The sequence below is a fragment of the Flavobacterium sp. AED genome, assembly GCF_000812945.1.
Lineage (GTDB): Bacteria > Bacteroidota > Bacteroidia > Flavobacteriales > Flavobacteriaceae > Flavobacterium.
Genome location: NZ_JSYM01000001.1, coordinates 1,273,191 through 1,290,109, shown reverse-complemented (window position 1 = coordinate 1,290,109; position 16,919 = coordinate 1,273,191). Strand labels below are relative to the sequence as shown.

13 protein-coding genes are annotated in these 16,919 nt (G+C 32.4%); 3 read left to right on the top strand and 10 right to left on the bottom strand.

All coding sequences use genetic code 11. The annotated features are described in order from the left end of the window. Position 1: 1 nt before the first annotated feature. Together pyk and OA85_RS05740 are read left to right on the top strand one after the other, a co-directional pair. Positions 2-1,432: a pyruvate kinase gene (gene pyk / locus OA85_RS05745; protein WP_039108529.1), complete on the top strand. Its 1,431-nt coding sequence runs from the start codon at positions 2-4 to the stop codon at positions 1,430-1,432. A gap of 179 nt (positions 1,433-1,611) precedes the next feature. Next, positions 1,612-2,385: a Bax inhibitor-1/YccA family protein gene (locus tag OA85_RS05740; RefSeq protein ID WP_039108528.1), complete on the top strand. Its 774-nt coding sequence runs from the start codon at positions 1,612-1,614 to the stop codon at positions 2,383-2,385. Positions 2,386-2,443: 58 nt separating this feature from the next. Here the strand turns inward: OA85_RS05740 and OA85_RS05735 are convergent, their stop codons facing one another. From OA85_RS05735 to OA85_RS05725, 3 genes are all read right to left on the bottom strand, one after another. Then, positions 2,444-2,959, bottom strand: a complete 516-nt coding sequence (locus tag OA85_RS05735) for a PAS domain-containing protein (protein WP_039108527.1) — start codon at positions 2,957-2,959, stop codon at positions 2,444-2,446. 93 nt (positions 2,960-3,052) lie between these two features. Beyond that, positions 3,053-4,138 carry a DNA polymerase IV gene (dinB, locus tag OA85_RS05730; RefSeq protein ID WP_039108525.1) on the bottom strand — a complete coding sequence of 362 codons (1,086 nt, stop codon included), beginning with the start codon at positions 4,136-4,138 and terminating at the stop codon, positions 3,053-3,055. Positions 4,139-4,192: 54 nt separating this feature from the next. Further along, the gene (locus tag OA85_RS05725) at positions 4,193-6,274 is read right to left on the bottom strand and encodes a recombinase (RefSeq protein ID WP_052257151.1); all 2,082 of its coding nucleotides are present in this window, start codon (positions 6,272-6,274) and stop codon (positions 4,193-4,195) included. 417 nt (positions 6,275-6,691) lie between these two features. On the opposite strand from OA85_RS05725, the gene OA85_RS05720 reads away from it, so the two are divergent. After that, on the top strand, positions 6,692-7,159 hold the full coding sequence (locus OA85_RS05720) for a CYTH domain-containing protein (RefSeq protein ID WP_039108523.1): 468 nt from the start codon (positions 6,692-6,694) through the stop codon (positions 7,157-7,159). Between the two features lies 1 nt (position 7,160). On the opposite strand, the gene OA85_RS05715 is transcribed toward OA85_RS05720, so the two are convergent. From OA85_RS05715 to OA85_RS05685, 7 genes are all read right to left on the bottom strand, one after another. After that, positions 7,161-7,643, bottom strand: a complete 483-nt coding sequence (locus OA85_RS05715) for a septal ring lytic transglycosylase RlpA family protein (protein WP_039108522.1) — start codon at positions 7,641-7,643, stop codon at positions 7,161-7,163. Positions 7,644-7,725: 82 nt separating this feature from the next. Next, positions 7,726-8,148 carry a hypothetical protein gene (locus OA85_RS05710; protein WP_039109399.1) on the bottom strand — a complete coding sequence of 141 codons (423 nt, stop codon included), beginning with the start codon at positions 8,146-8,148 and terminating at the stop codon, positions 7,726-7,728. Between the two features lie 96 nt (positions 8,149-8,244). Further along, complete coding sequence (locus OA85_RS05705; RefSeq protein WP_039108521.1) at positions 8,245-11,559, bottom strand: TonB-dependent receptor; 3,315 nt, start codon at positions 11,557-11,559, stop codon at positions 8,245-8,247. A 370-nt stretch (positions 11,560-11,929) separates the two neighbouring features. Then, positions 11,930-13,573, bottom strand: coding sequence for a glucose-6-phosphate isomerase (pgi, locus tag OA85_RS05700; RefSeq protein ID WP_039108520.1), 1,644 nt, complete (start codon positions 13,571-13,573; stop codon positions 11,930-11,932). 172 nt (positions 13,574-13,745) lie between these two features. Continuing rightward, the gene (locus OA85_RS05695) at positions 13,746-14,966 is read right to left on the bottom strand and encodes a peptidoglycan DD-metalloendopeptidase family protein (protein WP_039108519.1); all 1,221 of its coding nucleotides are present in this window, start codon (positions 14,964-14,966) and stop codon (positions 13,746-13,748) included. 27 nt (positions 14,967-14,993) lie between these two features. Then, a complete protein-coding gene (locus tag OA85_RS05690; protein ID WP_039108517.1) occupies positions 14,994-15,920 on the bottom strand; it encodes a tryptophan 2,3-dioxygenase family protein in 927 nt (308 codons plus the stop codon). Next, positions 15,910-16,692 (bottom strand): DUF3108 domain-containing protein, encoded by a 783-nt coding sequence (locus OA85_RS05685; RefSeq protein WP_039108516.1) that lies wholly within the window; start codon positions 16,690-16,692, stop codon positions 15,910-15,912. Before OA85_RS05685 ends, OA85_RS05690 begins: the two co-directional genes overlap by 11 nt. Between the last annotated feature and the right edge of the window lie 227 nt (positions 16,693-16,919).

Sequence of the window (16,919 nt, the reverse complement as noted above, 5' to 3'; positions counted from 1 at the left end):
AATGCTTACAAACAAAAAAACTAAAATTGTAGCCACACTTGGGCCTGCATGTAGTACAAGAGAGATCATTAAAGACATGATTGATGCAGGTGTAAATGTGTTTAGAGTGAATTTTTCACATGCTGACTACGAAGATGTAAAACAAAAAATCAATATCATACGTGGTCTAAATGAAGAGTTTGGCTACACTACTGCAATCCTGGGAGATTTACAAGGACCTAAACTTCGTGTAGGAGTTATGGAAGAAGGTGTTGTAGTTCATGATGGTGACTTGATTACATTCACTACTGCTGAGGATATCCTTGGAACTGCAAAAAAAGTATTCATGAAATACCAAAACTTTCCAAATGATGTAAATCCTGGAGAAAGAATTTTGCTTGATGATGGAAAACTTATTTTCGAAATTGTTGAAACTGATAAAAAATCAGAGGTTATAGCAAGAGTAATTCAAGGTGGTGAGTTGAAATCTAAAAAAGGAGTTAATCTTCCAAATACAAAAATATCTCTTCCAGCAATGACTGAAAAAGATATTGCTGATGCTATTTTTGCTATTGGTCAAAATGTAGATTGGATTGCATTATCTTTTGTAAAAACACCAAGAGACTTACAAGACTTACAGGAATTAATTGCACAACATTCAGAATATAAAATTCCAATTGTTGCCAAAATAGAAATGCCTGAAGCATTAGAGAATATTGACAAAATTGTTGCGTATTGCGATGCCTTGATGGTTGCTCGTGGAGATTTAGGAGTTGAACTTCCTGCTCATGAAGTACCTTTAGTTCAAAAAGAATTAATTCGCAGAGCTAAAACAGCTCGTATTCCAGTTATCGTTGCTACGCAAATGATGGAAACAATGATTACCAGCCTTACGCCAACACGTGCAGAGGTAAATGACGTTGCGAACTCAGTTATGGATGGTGCAGATGCTGTAATGCTTTCTGGAGAAACTGCTACTGGAAATTATCCAGTTCAAGTAATCCAAAAAATGACTCAAATCATTGAAGCAGTTGAGGATTCTCCGCTTATTCAAGTCCCACAAAATACGCCACAGATAAAAACAAAACGTTTTATTACAAAAACAATTTGTCACCATGCTGCAACTATGGCTAATGTTATCAAAGCAAAAGCTATCTGTACATTGACTAATAGTGGTTATACTGCTTTCCAAATTTCGGCTTGGAGACCAAATGCACATATTTTAGTTTTTACATCTAATAAAAGAATCCTTACACAACTTAATTTATTATGGGGAGTAAAATCTTTCATGTACTCTAAGGATGTAAGCACAGATGATACTGTAACTGACATTAACGAAATCGTAAAACAAAAAGGTTTTGTACAAAAAGGTGATTTCCTTATCAATTTAGCAGCAATGCCTATTAAAGATAAAGGAATGGTAAACACCTTAAGAGTTTCTGAAATAGAATAGATCTAAGCTATTTGAATTACTATAAAATCCGTCTTGTTTAATAACGAGACGGATTTTTTTTGGACTAGCTTTTTTAACCTAAAAAACATTTAAATTTTCATTCGAAAAAAATTAAGAACAATTAAACATTCTTCTATAAAATAAAATTTATATTTGAGGAACAAAAAATCTTACTAATTATGAGTTTCAATTCGAAAAATCCATTTTTAAATAATAAAACTTTTTCGTCAACAGCAGTTTCAAGAAAAGACGAAGTTCACCAAGCAACTCTAATTGATTTCAACCAAGAAATGACTTTGTCAGGAACAATCAATAAGAGTTTAATTCTATTTTTACTTCTTACGGCTTCTGCAATGGTAATTTGGTGGCTGGCATTTAATGGTATGAATCCAATGGTTCCGGCAATTGGCGGTGCTATTGTAGGGCTTATTCTAGTCGTAATTTCAGCTTTCAAACCACAATATTCTCCGTATCTGGCTCCGGGCTATGCTTTGTTCGAAGGATTATTTATCGGTGGGATTTCGGCAATATTTGAAGCCATGTATCCCGGGATTGTGATTCAGGCAGTTGGAGCTACGTTTGTAACTTTTGCAGTTTGTTTAGGATTGTATAAATATAAAATTGTAAAAGTAACAGAGCAGTTCAAATCTGTTGTTGTAGCCGCTACACTTGCTATTGCAACTTACTACCTAATATCTTGGTTGTTTTCTATGTTTACCAGCTTTGTGCCCGTTCATTATGGCAACTCGATGATGAGCATTGGAATCAGTATTTTTGTAATAGTTATTGCTGCTTTAAATCTATTTTTGGATTTTGACAGAATCGAAAAAGGAGCCGAACAAAAAATGCCTAAATACATGGAATGGTATGGTGCTATGGGATTAATGATAACGCTAGTTTGGTTATACATAGAATTTTTACGATTACTTTCTAAGCTAAACAGTAAAAACTAAGTCTATTGTAATATTCAATAATAAGAAACCCTTTCTGAATCAGAAAGGGTTTCTTATTTTATGCCGCTTTCTCAAAAGCAATATAATGACTTAAATCTCCTTTCAAATTAAAGACCGGAAATCCTTTTATCAAGCACGCATAGATATCCCCATTTTTTTTATAATTCATAACCGTTTTTTCAAAAGGTTGTTTAAGTTGAATTGCATCACGAATCTCATTTGAAGTTGTTAAATCAGTAGCATGACCTTGGAACATTTTAGGGCTTTTACCCAAAACTTCTGCTTCAACATAACCATTCATTTTCAACATATTATGAGAAGCAAAAACAATACTTAAGTTAGCATCAGTAACGATTATTACTTCCTCGGTTAGCCTTGATTTTAAATCTAAATTATCACTAGTCCATTTGTTTTTTAACGCAATTGATTTAAGTTTATTTAAATCCAGAAACGAGTTTTTAAGTTCTACTATAAATTCATGATTAAAATCCCAAGAAAAAACGGGCAGTCTCTTTACACTTAGACCCATGTGATATTCTGCAATGGCTACATCATATTGTTCAAAACTACTCATGCTATTTGATTTTGAAGTCAAATGTAATTTTATTTATAAAAACAAAATAGCAAATAGCTGATTTTAACCATTGTTGAACGTGTCCATTATTAATTAAAAATCAAATTTTAACTGTACAACAACAAATTTCTTCTCTTCGGTATTTAAATTACTTAAAGAAATTCCAAGTAGCCGTACGGAATCTTTCATCCGCTCTTGATACAATAGTTCTTTTACAACTTCAACTATCAATGCTTTATCAGAAATAAAATAAGGCAACGTTTTGCTACGGGTTTGCTGTGTGAAATCGCTGTATTTAATTTTTAAAGTAATTGTTTTTCCTGCAACATTGTATTTTTTCAATCTTCTTTCTAATGCACCGGCAATAGTTTCAAGCTGTTCTAACATGTAAATTTCAGAAGAGAGATTCACATCAAAAGTGTGTTCTGCCGCAACTGATTTTGTAATTCGATTTGATTTCACTTCGCTATTATGAATCCCTCTCACGACATGATAATAGAAACTCCCCGATTTCCCGAAATGTTTCTCCAAAAATTCCAATGATTTACTTTTTAATTCTACTCCGGTGAAAATTCCGAGTTGGTACATTTTTTCAGTGGTGACTTTTCCAACACCATAAAATTTGCGAATGGGTAATTCTTCCAGAAATGAAATAACTTCGTCAGGGTTTACCGTTTTTTGTCCGTTAGGTTTATTATAATCACTGGCAATTTTAGCCACAAACTTATTGACCGATATCCCTGCCGACGCCGTTAAACCTACTTCATTGAAAATACGCTGTCTTATTTCCTGTGCCAATAAAGTAGCACTAGGGTTCCCTTTTTTGTTATTAGTTACATCTAAATAGGCCTCATCGAGCGACAAAGGCTCCACCAAATCCGTGTACTCATGAAAAATTTTATGGATCTTAGTAGAAATCTCCTTGTATCTATCAAATCGCGGTCTTACAAAAATGAGTTCAGGACAATTTTTCTTAGCCATAACACCACTTATGGCACTGCGAACACCAAACTTCCTAGCTTCATAACTCGCCGCCGCAACCACACCACGATTTTCAGAACCTCCTACGGCAATAGGCTTTCCTCGTAATAATGGATTGTCCATTTGCTCCACCGAAGCATAAAATGCATCCATGTCAACGTGTATGATTTTTCTATTTAGCACTGACTCCTCCTGCATATTTTAATACTTATATATCCAGAACTATTTTCTAATGGTTTTCTTTTCTAAAGATTATATTTTAGCTTCAGAACTTAAATAATTTTCTACCACTTCTGATTTGAGTTTCTTTTCTGTAGGGAAGAAAAAGCTAAATGGGCGGGATTTGAAATGATTCCAAATGGAAACCGTGACAAATCGCAACTCAAATAATGAAATGGCTCTTGAGCGAAAGGCCAATCCCAATGACAAACTAAAACTTACCATAAAGTTAACCAAACCTATAATACCAATTCCAAAAACACCCCAAAATAACATTGACTCACTGACTTCATAATTTGCTCCGTATAATGCTAAAGCCAAATTCCCGCTGGCAAAAGTGATATGTCGAATATCCAGATTCAGTCCTAAAAACAAACCAATAGATGCTGTACTTCCCATGAATATACCAAACCAAAAATTGGAAACAATTCCCGCCCATCTTTTCTCATACAGTTTTGCTAATTTAAGCGTCCTATCTTTTCCTAAACTTCTTTTAAGCAAGGGATGTTCAGTTATCCGGAAAAAAACCTGATTATGTTTATCCCTATTAGCTATACTTCCCGAAATAATTCCGGATAAAAACAAAAATACTCCGGCAATGGCAGCATGAAAAATAGCCAACGAATGTATTGGACTTATATCAATGAGCAACGACTCCCATTTAGTAGCGGCAATATTATAATCTAAAGTATAATCAATAAGCCAAATACCAAGTAATGAAACCGGAAAAGCCATAATAACATTCCCAACAAATGCTATAAACTGCGAGCGAAAAACACGTGCAAAAAGAATGGCAAAAGCTTTATATTTCTCAGCATCTCTACCTTGTTTTATCACACCTTCCTCCAAAGCTTTTATCAAAGCCGAAGCAGTCATTGCGGGTTGCTTTGTAGCCAATGTAAAACCCAACAAATAAATCACAATAAATCCAAAAGCATAGTTCATGCTGTAAAGAAAAGCATGTCCAAAAAAACTCGTATCAGCTTTAGAAAGCAAGACTTTAATGACACACATTATTCCAACAATAAATCCTCCTCCTAATGCAGTTCGAAACATTTTAAAATATTCCTTTCGGTTTTCAGTAATGTAATGTTCGCCTGTTTTAGCAGTATGTTGCGTTATTTCATAGGAAATCAATTGAGTGCTTTCGCCAATAAATTTCCGAACATTATTCTTGTAGCAATTGTATTTAATTAAGTGTAACGCCAATGCGATACCGTTACTTTTTTTATAACTCTCTTCATCTACAATCAATAACGGAATTAAAAATTTCAACCGTTCTAATTGTTGTCTAATTTTTAATAAATTCTGGTTTACCCGAAGCGAAATCCCATATTTTGAACTGTTGTGAAATGCTTTATCAACGAATTCTTCACATTGTTTATGCAAAACCAACAGCTGCGCATACGATAAATCATCCGACTTGATATAATGACTTTCAGAATTTCTAATTTTGTCTTCAATTTGAAACAATTCCTTTTCAAAAGCGGAGAAAGGGCTTTCATAATCATCAAATTCCGGTACCATTTTAATAACATCCGTTTCCATGGCACGACCGCTAATTCGCTGTGTAATTAAGTACATTCCAAACAATAATTCAGATAAAACCGAATTAGGCTCCGTGCTTTCATAAATAGACTTAAATTCTAAAAGAACGTATAATTCTTCTAATTGATTTGATGGTATTTTATTAATCCAAATCGCATCATTAGCAAGATAAAAAACTTGATTGAGGATGTATTCTAATGTATTTTTTTGTGGCTGATAGGGTAACAATTTAGCAAAAATTCTTTTTTTGACTTCAAAAATAAAATCTACATCTTGCAAAATAGCCGCATCGGAAATGATTTTATTGAACTTTTTATCGTTTAAAATTTCTTTGATATAAATTGAAAACTGTTCTCGGAGTAAATAATTTTCCTTTAAAAAAGATATGATTTCCTGTAAATCAACAATTTCTAAATTTTTAGTTTTCAAAGGCCGAATCAATCTAATTAACTCCACTAATGGTTCTAAATCATCTTCTTTATAACGCCAATACTGACTTTCGTCAAAAAATTTAGTGATTAATTCTGCTGGAGTTTTCTTTGGTTTCGCTTTAAAAAGGGATTTCATTATTTTAGTTCAATTTTTGTAAAAATACAAATTGACCTGCCAACTTTCATTAACTTAATCATAAAATAACCGCTTGTAAAAATGTTTATAAAACTTAAAGTCATCTAAAAACTTGATTTAAATCTTCGGTGATACCATTCTACTTAACTCAGAATAATAAATTAATTGGGAGGAAGAGATAATGAAATCTTCTTGAAGGATATAAATTAATTATAGTGAAAATATTCAATATATTTGACGAATCGAATTAGTCCGGATAGCAGTGGAAATCTTCGATTGAAAAAAACTATTTTTTCTTTTAAGAAAAGAGCGACCCAAGAAGCTCCTTTTTTTTAAATAGAAAAAAAGCTTTATGAAAGAGAAATTGAAACAAATAACCGGAAATAACTCCAAAAACTAAATAACACTAAAGTCATTATGATTGAAATAGAACGGAAATTTTTGGTTAAAGATGATTCGTTTAAAAGAGATGCTTTTACTGAGAATCATATTGCACAGGGTTATTTAAGTTCGGTTCCTGAACGTACGGTTCGTGTTCGCATAAAAGGTAAAAAGGGATTTCTAACCATAAAAGGAATTTCTAATGAATCTGGCTTATCTCGTTTTGAGTGGGAAAAGGAAATTCCAGTTGAAGAAGCTAAAAACTTGTTGCTTTTATGTGAAAAAGGCGTGATTGATAAAACCCGCTTTGAAGTTAAATTAGGCAACCATGTTTATGAGATTGATGTATTTCATGGCCAAAACGACGGATTAATCATTGCTGAAATTGAACTTGGCTCTGAAAATGAAACTTTCGAAAAACCAAATTGGCTAAGCAATGAAGTGACAAATGACAAGCATTATTATAATTCTTATTTAAGCAATAATCCTTATAAAAGCTGGTGATTTAATTATTCAATACTGCTATTGTTACAATCATTCCTCCATCGTCATTACGTGAAGCGATATCTCTAAAAGCTCGTTTTGACAAATCTATTTCTCTTGATCTTACAAATGGGCCTCTATCTGTAATCTCTACGATTACTGATTTTCCGTTGGATTCATTAGTCACTTTTACTTTTGTTCCAAAAGGCAGTTTTTTATGTGCAGCTGTATATTTATTATTATCAAATTTTTTACCGCTGGTCGTTCTTTTTCCATTGAACTTATCCGCATAATAAGAGGCGTGCGCTTCTTTTTTATAAATTTTAAATTTTCCGTTTTCGATTGTCAAGGTGTCTGAAATAATTTCTTGACGTACAATCCCTGGCTTGTTTTTTTTAATAGTATCTTTTTGTATGGCGTTCTTTTGCTTATCAACAATTGAACTTTGGCTGCTAACTAATCCTATAATTGCAAGCAAAAAAAATAATGTTATTAATTTTTTCATTTATACTTTTTTAAGTTAATCTATTTTACAAAAACCATACCCAGATAAAAAAAGCTCTATTTCTAGAGCTTTAATTGATTTTTTAAAACCACATTGACCATGGAATTCTACTTAAAATAAGCAACAATCCTAAACCATAAAAAATAGAAAAAGTTTTGAATTTTGACTCACTAGTCGTTAACTTTTTATGTTTTGACCATCCTATAGTAATCAAAGTAATCGCAATAATATTAATTAATGGATGCTCCAGAGAAGTTAATCGTAATGCTTTATCTGACATTTGTCCTAATGAAGCAAAACCTAATGGCGAAACGAAATATAAAATCAAACCAATTAATAATTGTGTATGTGTTCCTATAAGTCCAAATAATGCAATTTTTCTATCTTTTGAAGTAAATTCTTTTTTGGAAGCCATCCCAATAAAGGAATTAATAACCGCAACCACTAATAATAAAAGTGCTATATAAGCCCAGCCAGAATGAAATTTTTGAATGAATTCGTACATAAATTGTGTTTTTGTTTTAACAAATATAATAAAAAAAGGCATAAAAAAACCACGCTTTAAAGCGTGGTTTTGATTTTTTGATATTTTTTTCAGGTATTATTTACCAAAAATATATCTAAGTGTAAATTGTGCTTGCCAAACATCGAAAGTAGAAGCATTTTTTTGGAATGTATCTTTAATTAAAGTTTTTGTTCCAGCAACATCTGTTTGAGTTGCCAATGTATAAAAAGGCACATTCGCAGTTGTCGTTTTATAACTTAAAACATTCCCGTTTGTTGCTGTAATTCTTTGAGTTACTCCCCAATCTCTGTTTAACAAGTTGGTAAAGTTTAAGACGTCAGCTCTAAATTGGAAGCTATTCTTTTTACCTGCAATTTTAATGAAAAAATCTTGAGTTACAGATAAATCTAATCTATGTAACATTGGTAAAACACCACCATTTCTTTCAGTGTACTGACCTCTTCTTGAAGAAAGATATGAATCTTGTTTGATGTAAGCTTCAAACGCCTGTTGTTGTTGCGCTTCAGTATAAACAGTTACAACATTTGCTCCATTTACAATATTTGTAACAGATAAAGATTGAAAACGGATTTCATTTCCATTATTTGGAACATACATTAAATCATTTCCATTAACTTGATCTCCATTCATATCTCCACCATAAGCATAAGAATAAGCTCCTGCTTGTTCTCCAATATATCCAAGATTTACTGAAGTTGCAGCACCTAAATTATTTCCATATTCAATTTTATAACCTAATATACCAACAATTCTATGTGGTGTATTGTTAGAAGATAATGACAAAGGTAAATCGTTGTTACCATTTACAGATCTTGCACCAGTCCATGAACCAGAAGCAATAGAACCTGCAGATAATAAATCATTAGCACTTGAATGCGTGTAAGCTACTGAACCCCAAAGTCCTTTTTTATATGGATACTCTAATTTGAATGTTGTTGAATAAAAATATCCTTTATCTGTATTCGTTAATACAACAGCACTTGAAACATTGTCATTTATACGAACTCCATTATCAGTTCTAGCATATCTAGGTCTTGTATCTGGTCCGCTGAAATTTCCAACTGGAGCATCAAAATTAGCATTGTAATAATGAATAGCGTTAATATTTTGTTGGAAGATACCTTCAATGGTTCCTATGAAACCAAAAGGAAGTTTTTGATCAACCGCTATATTAGTTTTCCAAACTTGTGGAAATTTAAATTTTTTAGCTGTAAACGCCAATTCAAATGTAGAAGGAAGCGTAGGTGTTGCAGGAATGAAATAATCATTAGGATTAGGAGTAAAACCATATCCACCTGTTCCCACAGCTGCGCCACTAACATCAACAAAACCAGTAAGAACACCGTTATTACCAATTGCATTAGATAAAAACACTGATGGAGCTCTTCCTGTAAACACACCACTACCTCCACGAACTTGTGTTGTAGCATCTCCAGCAACATCTAAATTGAAACCTACTCTAGGTTCAAATAAATATTGTGTATTTGGCATTTCACCAGTATTGAACTTTTCACCATTTCCAAAAGTCATTGCTGTAACTTTAGTATTTTCAAGTGCCGTATCAGCAAACCAAACCGCTGAAGCACGAAGACCTAATGTCACTCTTAAATTATCACTCACTTTGATTTCATCTTGAGTGTACACATCTATTTTATTAGATTTCAAAATCTGTAACGGCTCTTCAGCTCCTGGCAAAGCAGAATATCTGAATTGGAAACGTGCCGGTAAAGCAGTAGTTGATGGAGCACCACCCGTATTTGCAGATTGATTAGCAGCAGCGTAAAAATCAGTTAAAGAGTTAAAGACATATACTCCATTAGATCCTGAGAAAAACAAGTTACTTGATTTAAAATGCTCAAAATTAGCACCAAACAATAACGAATGATTTCCTATTGTTTTTGTCAAATTATCCGTAAAGTGTAGTGTAGAATAAGACAGTTTATTTCCTTGCGTAAATGGATCTAAACCTAATGAAATAAACGTATTTGATCCATTTTTTATATCAATTGTAGGAAACAAACCTCCACCTTGTAATCCTCTATCTTCAATTTGTTTATCATAACCTGCGATGAAGTTATTGTACCATGAATTACTTAATTTACTGTTCAATTCTACAACAATAGATCTCGTATTATCTTGAATAACATAACCACTATTTTGGAATGACATTGCAAGATTACTAGTTCTTCTGTTACCAAATCCTAATGAATTTGAATTAGAAGTCAACTCGTCAGAATTTGAGTTATGAAAAACATAACGAGCTGTAAGTTTATGATTGTCATTAATATTCCAGTCAATTCTAGCAAGGAATTTCTTTGAAACTTTTGAAGCATCATAATTCTCCCAAGGACCAGTTGTGTAATTAAATTTATCTTTAACAAAATTTGATAATGTTTGCATTTCTGCAAATGTTGGCAAAGAAACCTGAGCACTAGGCTGAGGTGAACCTGTAGAAGTCCAAGTTGTAGCTGGGCTTGTATTTTCTATTGTCTCAAAATTTCCAAAGAAGAATAATTTGTCTTTAATAATAGGTGCTCCTATTCTAGCTCCCCAAACTGTTTCATCAAATTTCCCAGGAACGATTACTGTGTTCCCTGCTTTAGTTCCAATAAAATCTTTTCTGTTATTACGGAAAGAGTTATATACAGAACCTTCAATTTCATTTGTACCACTTTTAGTTACTGCATTAATTCCAGAACCTAAAAACCCTGATTGACGTACATCATATGGTGCAATATTAACTTGTAATTGTTCAATAGCATCTAAAGAAATCGCAGTAGAACCTGTTCTACCTCCTGCTTGTGAATCAGTCCCAAGTCCAAAACCATTGTTAAATGCAGATCCATCGATAGTAAAGTTATTCAATCTTGAATCTTGACCTCCAAAACTACCATTACTTCCTGCGTTAGCATTATATTTAGTAACCGCGTTTATTGAACGTGCTCCTGTAACTGGAACGGCAGTTAATTCTCTGTTAGAAAATTGTTGAGAAGCTCCAGTTCTTCCTTTATTGAAAGTTCCTTTTGATTTTGTAGATACAATCACAACTTCTTTTAGGGCATTGGATTCCTCATCTACAACAACATTAACTGTAATATTATTACCTAATGGTGCGTTGATTTCAGTAATTTCAGTTGTTTTGTAACCTATAAAAGTTACTCTAACTGTGTAAGGACCACCTGGTCTGATTCCTTGTACAGCATATCCACCTTTAGAACCTGTAGTTGAAAAATATTTTGTTCCAGTTGGTTTATGTATAACCTCAACTGATGCACCTGGAAGCAATTCGCCAGTGCTTGTTTTAACAGAACCAGACATTGCAGAACTAGTAACCTGCGCATGACCAACAGCTGATAAAAAAATAATCAAAATAAAAATAATTTTTTTCATTTTTGTTTTTTGTTTAATTTATTAATTTTTAGCAAAATTATAACATTTAAGCCTCATACTGTTATGGAAACGTTAAGAAAATCCATCTAAATCACATTTTTTTGCTTTAAAGTGATTATTGCAACATAATTGTTAAAAAATAATTTGATTATTATTTTTTAACAATTATAAATATTCATTTGATAAAAATATTACAAAAACTAATTTGTTGAAAAATGGAAATTATTATCAAAAACCCACTATCGCTGAATTACTTACATAAAAAAGCCCCGATTTTATAAAAAATCGGGGCTTTTTGAAGTCCATAAGTTCAAAATTCAATGAAAATTGTTTTTAAACCTTGTTATATAGTCTGGATTAAAACAAAATTTTATTTATTCGAAAGAAAATGATTTAATAAAAATGAAGTTGAAGAATCGTGATTTTTTACTTTTTTAGTGTTTATCTCTTCTAAAATTGAATTCGCTAATTGTTTTCCAAGCTCAACTCCCCATTGATCATAACTGAATATGTTCCAAATGATTCCTTGAACAAAAATCTTGTGTTCATACATTGCAATTAATGAACCTAGCGTTCTTGGCGTCAGTTTTTGTATCAAAATAGTATTCGTAGGCTTATTTCCCGTAAAAACTTTAAACGGCAAAAGAAAAGCTGCTTTATCAGCGGCAAGCCCTTGTTTATCAAATTCAGCTTGAACTTGGTCTTTTGTTTTTCCGTGCAACAAAGCTTCCGTTTGTGCAAAAAAGTTTGACATCAATTTATCATGATGATCTTCATCACCATATAATGGTTTTATAAATCCAATAAAATCAGTAGGAATCAATTTAGTACCTTGGTGTATCAATTGAAAAAAAGCATGTTGCGAATTGGTTCCCGGTTCACCCCAAATGATCGTTCCCGTTTCATAATTCACCGGTTTTCCATCACGTCCAACACTTTTTCCGTTACTTTCCATTGTTCCTTGCTGTAAATAAGGCGCCAATTTTTGTAAATATTGTGTGTACGGAATCAAGGCTTCACTCTCAGCTCCAAAGAAATTATTGTACCAAACACTCAACAAAGCTAAAATAACAGGGATATTTTTATCAAAATCAGTCGTTTTGAAATGATCATCCATTTCATTTGCACCGCCTAATAATTCGTCAAAATTTTCGAATCCTACCGCTAAGCTTATTGAAAGCCCCACAGCACTCCATAAAGAAAAACGACCTCCAACCCAGTCCCACATAGGGAATACATTATCAGGATTTATTCCAAATTCTGTTACTTTGGCAATATTTGTGGAAACCGCAACAAAATGTTTGGCTACATCTTCTTGTTTTGCTGATTGCAAAAACCATTTTCTGATAGTTTCAGAATTAGTCAATGTTTCCTGTGTCGTAAATGTTTTAGAAACAATAACAAAAAGCGTTGTTTCTGGATTTAATTTTTTAATGATTTCGTTTACATGATCTCCATCAACATTCGATACAAAATGAACGTTCAAGTGATTCTTATAAAATTGTAATGCTTCAACAGCCATTGCAGGTCCCAAATCTGAACCACCAATACCTATATTTACAATATCCGTAAAAGGTTTACCTGTAAAACCCGTTCTTTGCCCGGATGTTACTTCATTAGTAAATGCTTTTATTTTATTTTTTACTTCATAAACTTCAGGAACCACATTTTGTCCTTCTACATTTATAACTGCTGATTCCTTAGCTCTCAAAGCTGTATGCAATACCGCTCTGCTTTCAGTTTGATTAATAATACCACCATCAAAATAGTCTGAGATAGCACTTTTAAGTCCAGATTCTTCTACCAACTCAAGTAATAAATCAAGAGTTTCCTGATTAATAATGTTTTTTGAATAATCAATTAAAAAATCATTCCATCTCAGGTTAAACTTTTCTGTTCTTGAATCATCTGCTTGAAACATTTCTTTCATGGAAGCTTTTTGCATTTCACTGTAATGCTGTTGAAGTTTCTTCCAAGCTACTGTTTCGGTTGGGTTTATTGTATTTAAAGCCATTTATTTTTGGATTGTAGTTTTGTTTAATTTTTGACAAAAATACTGAAATTAGTTTTAACCGTAAATGTGTTTACAATTATATAACAATTTATGGGTAAATTGCCAAAATAGTGAAATTCAGAATTGGTATAAAACAATTCTGAATTCGAATGAAATGGTTTCAATAATCAAACTATAAATTTGCAACACTGTCTAATTCCCATTTCAAAGGAGTTATTATTTTAATGAATCGGTCTTTATTTCTGCCGCTCATAGGTTCGCCAGTAGGCAATTTGAGTTTTAATGCGTCTACCTGAACTCCATTTTTCCAAAATCGATAACAAACGTGAGGACCTGTAGCAAGACCTGTACTTCCCACTAAACCGATAACCTGTCCCTGATTTACATGTTGTCCTCGACGAACTAAAATTCTTGACATATGTAAATATTGAGTAGAATAGGTTCCATTATGTTTTACTTTTACAAAATTACCGTTTCCAGCTGTAAAACCAGTTTGCTCAATAATTCCAGCAGCAGTAGTTGTAATGGGCGTTCCGTATGGTGCTGCATAATCAGTTCCTTTGTGGGCTTTCCAGATTTGCTGTACAGGATGAAAGCGATTAGTTGAAAATCGCGAGGAAATTCTACTAAATTTAATAGGTGTTTTAAGAAAGAAATTTTTCAATGTTTTTCCTTCTTCGTCGTAATATTCAATTTTATTGGACGATGGATTTTGAGCATAAGGAAATGCATAGATTATTTTCCCTTTGTATTCAAAAAAGGCAGCTTTAAGACTATCAACACCATCATAAACAGTGTCATTTATATATCTTTCCGTAAAAGTAATGGCAAATCGATCACCTTTTTTAAGTTTAAAAAAATCAATAGACCAGGCATAAATTTTAGAAATTTTACTCGCCAATGAACCCTCTACTTTCGCGCTTTCGAGAGTTTCTGACAAAGAACCTTTCAATAATCCACCTATCGTTCTGGTCTTAATAGTAACGGGTCTGGTTTTTTTATAAACAACCACAGCTGTATCACGTAAATCAACAACATAGTAGGTTAATGCATCCGGCTGATAAATAAAAACTTGTAAATTGTTTGTTTTATTTTTGGATCTAAGCAGCGTATACGGTTTGTTGATTCTAATTATTCTAACATCAAATGTATCCCTTACTTTTTCAATAATATCATATACTTTCTTTGTGCCAATATTTTGATTTTCGATAATAGTACCAAAAGTATCTCCTTTTTTAATGGTATCGTGAATCACATTAAAATCAGAGTATTTAAACCCAAACTCTATTTTTTTAACTACTGGTTTTACAATTTCTTTGTCTAATATATCATTAGATTTATTACAAGAAACTAAAGAAAACAACACTATAATTGCTATTAATACTTGTTTCAAACTATCTTTTTTTTATTCTAATTATTTTTATTCCCCCCAATTCGCCAACTCATCCTTCGTCCATAATTCAGGAAAAAATATTCTGCGTTGGTATTTTGGATGCATGTATTTTCTCCAGTCACTTCCACCGGTAGCCTCGCCATCCCCTTTTCCGCTATGATCAATATATTTTATCGCTACATTTAAATGCTGCATTACCCAAGTAATATTTACAGTATAATCATAATGGCGCATCGCTTGAATTAACTCTGGATTTTTTTGATCTACATCAGGAAGCTGCTTGAATTTTTGCCATATGTTTATGGTATTGTATTCCTCCATGTGTTTTAAAAACATTCCTTTGTATTTCCTTTCAAATTCCTCTAAAAGAAATGATTTTTTCCCTGTTTGGTAATCTTTTCCTGCAGCTTGCCAATACAAATGTTCGAAAGTAAACTCAAATGGAGCATCTCTATCAATTGAACTTCTATACCGGTAATCCACAAGATTTATTAAGTCCGTAGAACAAAACTCTATTAATCTATATTGTGCACTTTGAAAACCACTTGCCGGAGTAAGTGTGTTTCTAAATTTCATGTATTGATCTACTTCCATTCCGTCTTCCATGATTCCGAAAGAAGTTGTCAGCATATCAAAATAACGACTGATTCTCATTAATCTTTCAGTAAAAAAATCCGTCTTGATCTCTTTACAATAAGAAATTTGATGCATTTCCCATAAAATCATCTTGAATATCAATTCATTGACTTGATGATACATGATAAAAACCATTTCATCCGGTAGTACTGTTCTTTGAATCTGGAGATTTAATAACGCATCTGTTTGTATATAATCCCAATAAGTAATTGGCTTAGACCAAAGTAATCCTTCAAGTTGCGTTTCGGTTTTCTGGTCTATTGCTTGGTATTTAAGCTCAATTTCTTTTAAAATTGCTTCAGAATTATTATTGTCCATTATTATTTTTTATTTTAAACTGATTCTTCAATCCTCTAAATTCATCTAAATCTGCTTTGATTGATCCTACAGCCAAACTTGCTTTAATTCGCAAGGGTATTTTATTATCATCATCTGAAATCCAAACGGTTAAGCTTTCCTGTTCTTTAAAAACACGCCCTGATTGTACTAAAGGTCTAAACACCATCGTTGAAACAACCCCAAATTTAGTTGTAATATCCTCATGACCTATAAATTTCATCTTAAATTTTGTAGATTCATCGTCAAAGAACATGTCTATAGCTATTGATTCTCCTACTTTAATTTTATCAATACTTGGATAATTTCTCAAATAATAAAAAGTAGACAAAATGTCTTGTGTGTTTTTAGGAATGACAATTGTCTTCTCGTTTTTGTGTTTGTAATCTTTTACAAGGATTTTATTTGTAGTCTGATTGAAAAACCCTTCTTGATTTTTAGTGTAACCGCCTTCATTAATTTTTCTTACAAATTGATATGGATTTCTGGTTTCCTTATCAATATAGCTTTCATACAAATCGTCAACCTTAAAGAAAAAACGAGACATACCTGTTGTGTATCCTTTCCCTACTACATGGAAAGTCTTCTTATTATTAACAACTGCATCTTTGACTTCAAGCGTAGCATATCCGGCATTTACTATACCATAATGGATACGGAATTTAAAATACTCGCCCACATCGTAAGCATCTTCTTTTTGAGAATCAAAACTTACTGTGGTTATAAATAGGATGAATAGTATTATTTTTTTCATTACTTTTTGTCAATTTATTGACCGTAACTGCAAATTTTGTTCCAAATATATTAAAACAAAAAAACTCAGTCAAATAATGACTGAGTTTTTATGCTATTAACTAACCAAAAAACTATAAATTATGAAATTTATATCAATTTAGGAAGGAAACCACCCCTTCCTGTTTTGAGAGTGCAAAGCTAATTAATAAAACTAGTTTATAAAGTCAAAAAATAAAGTTTAACACA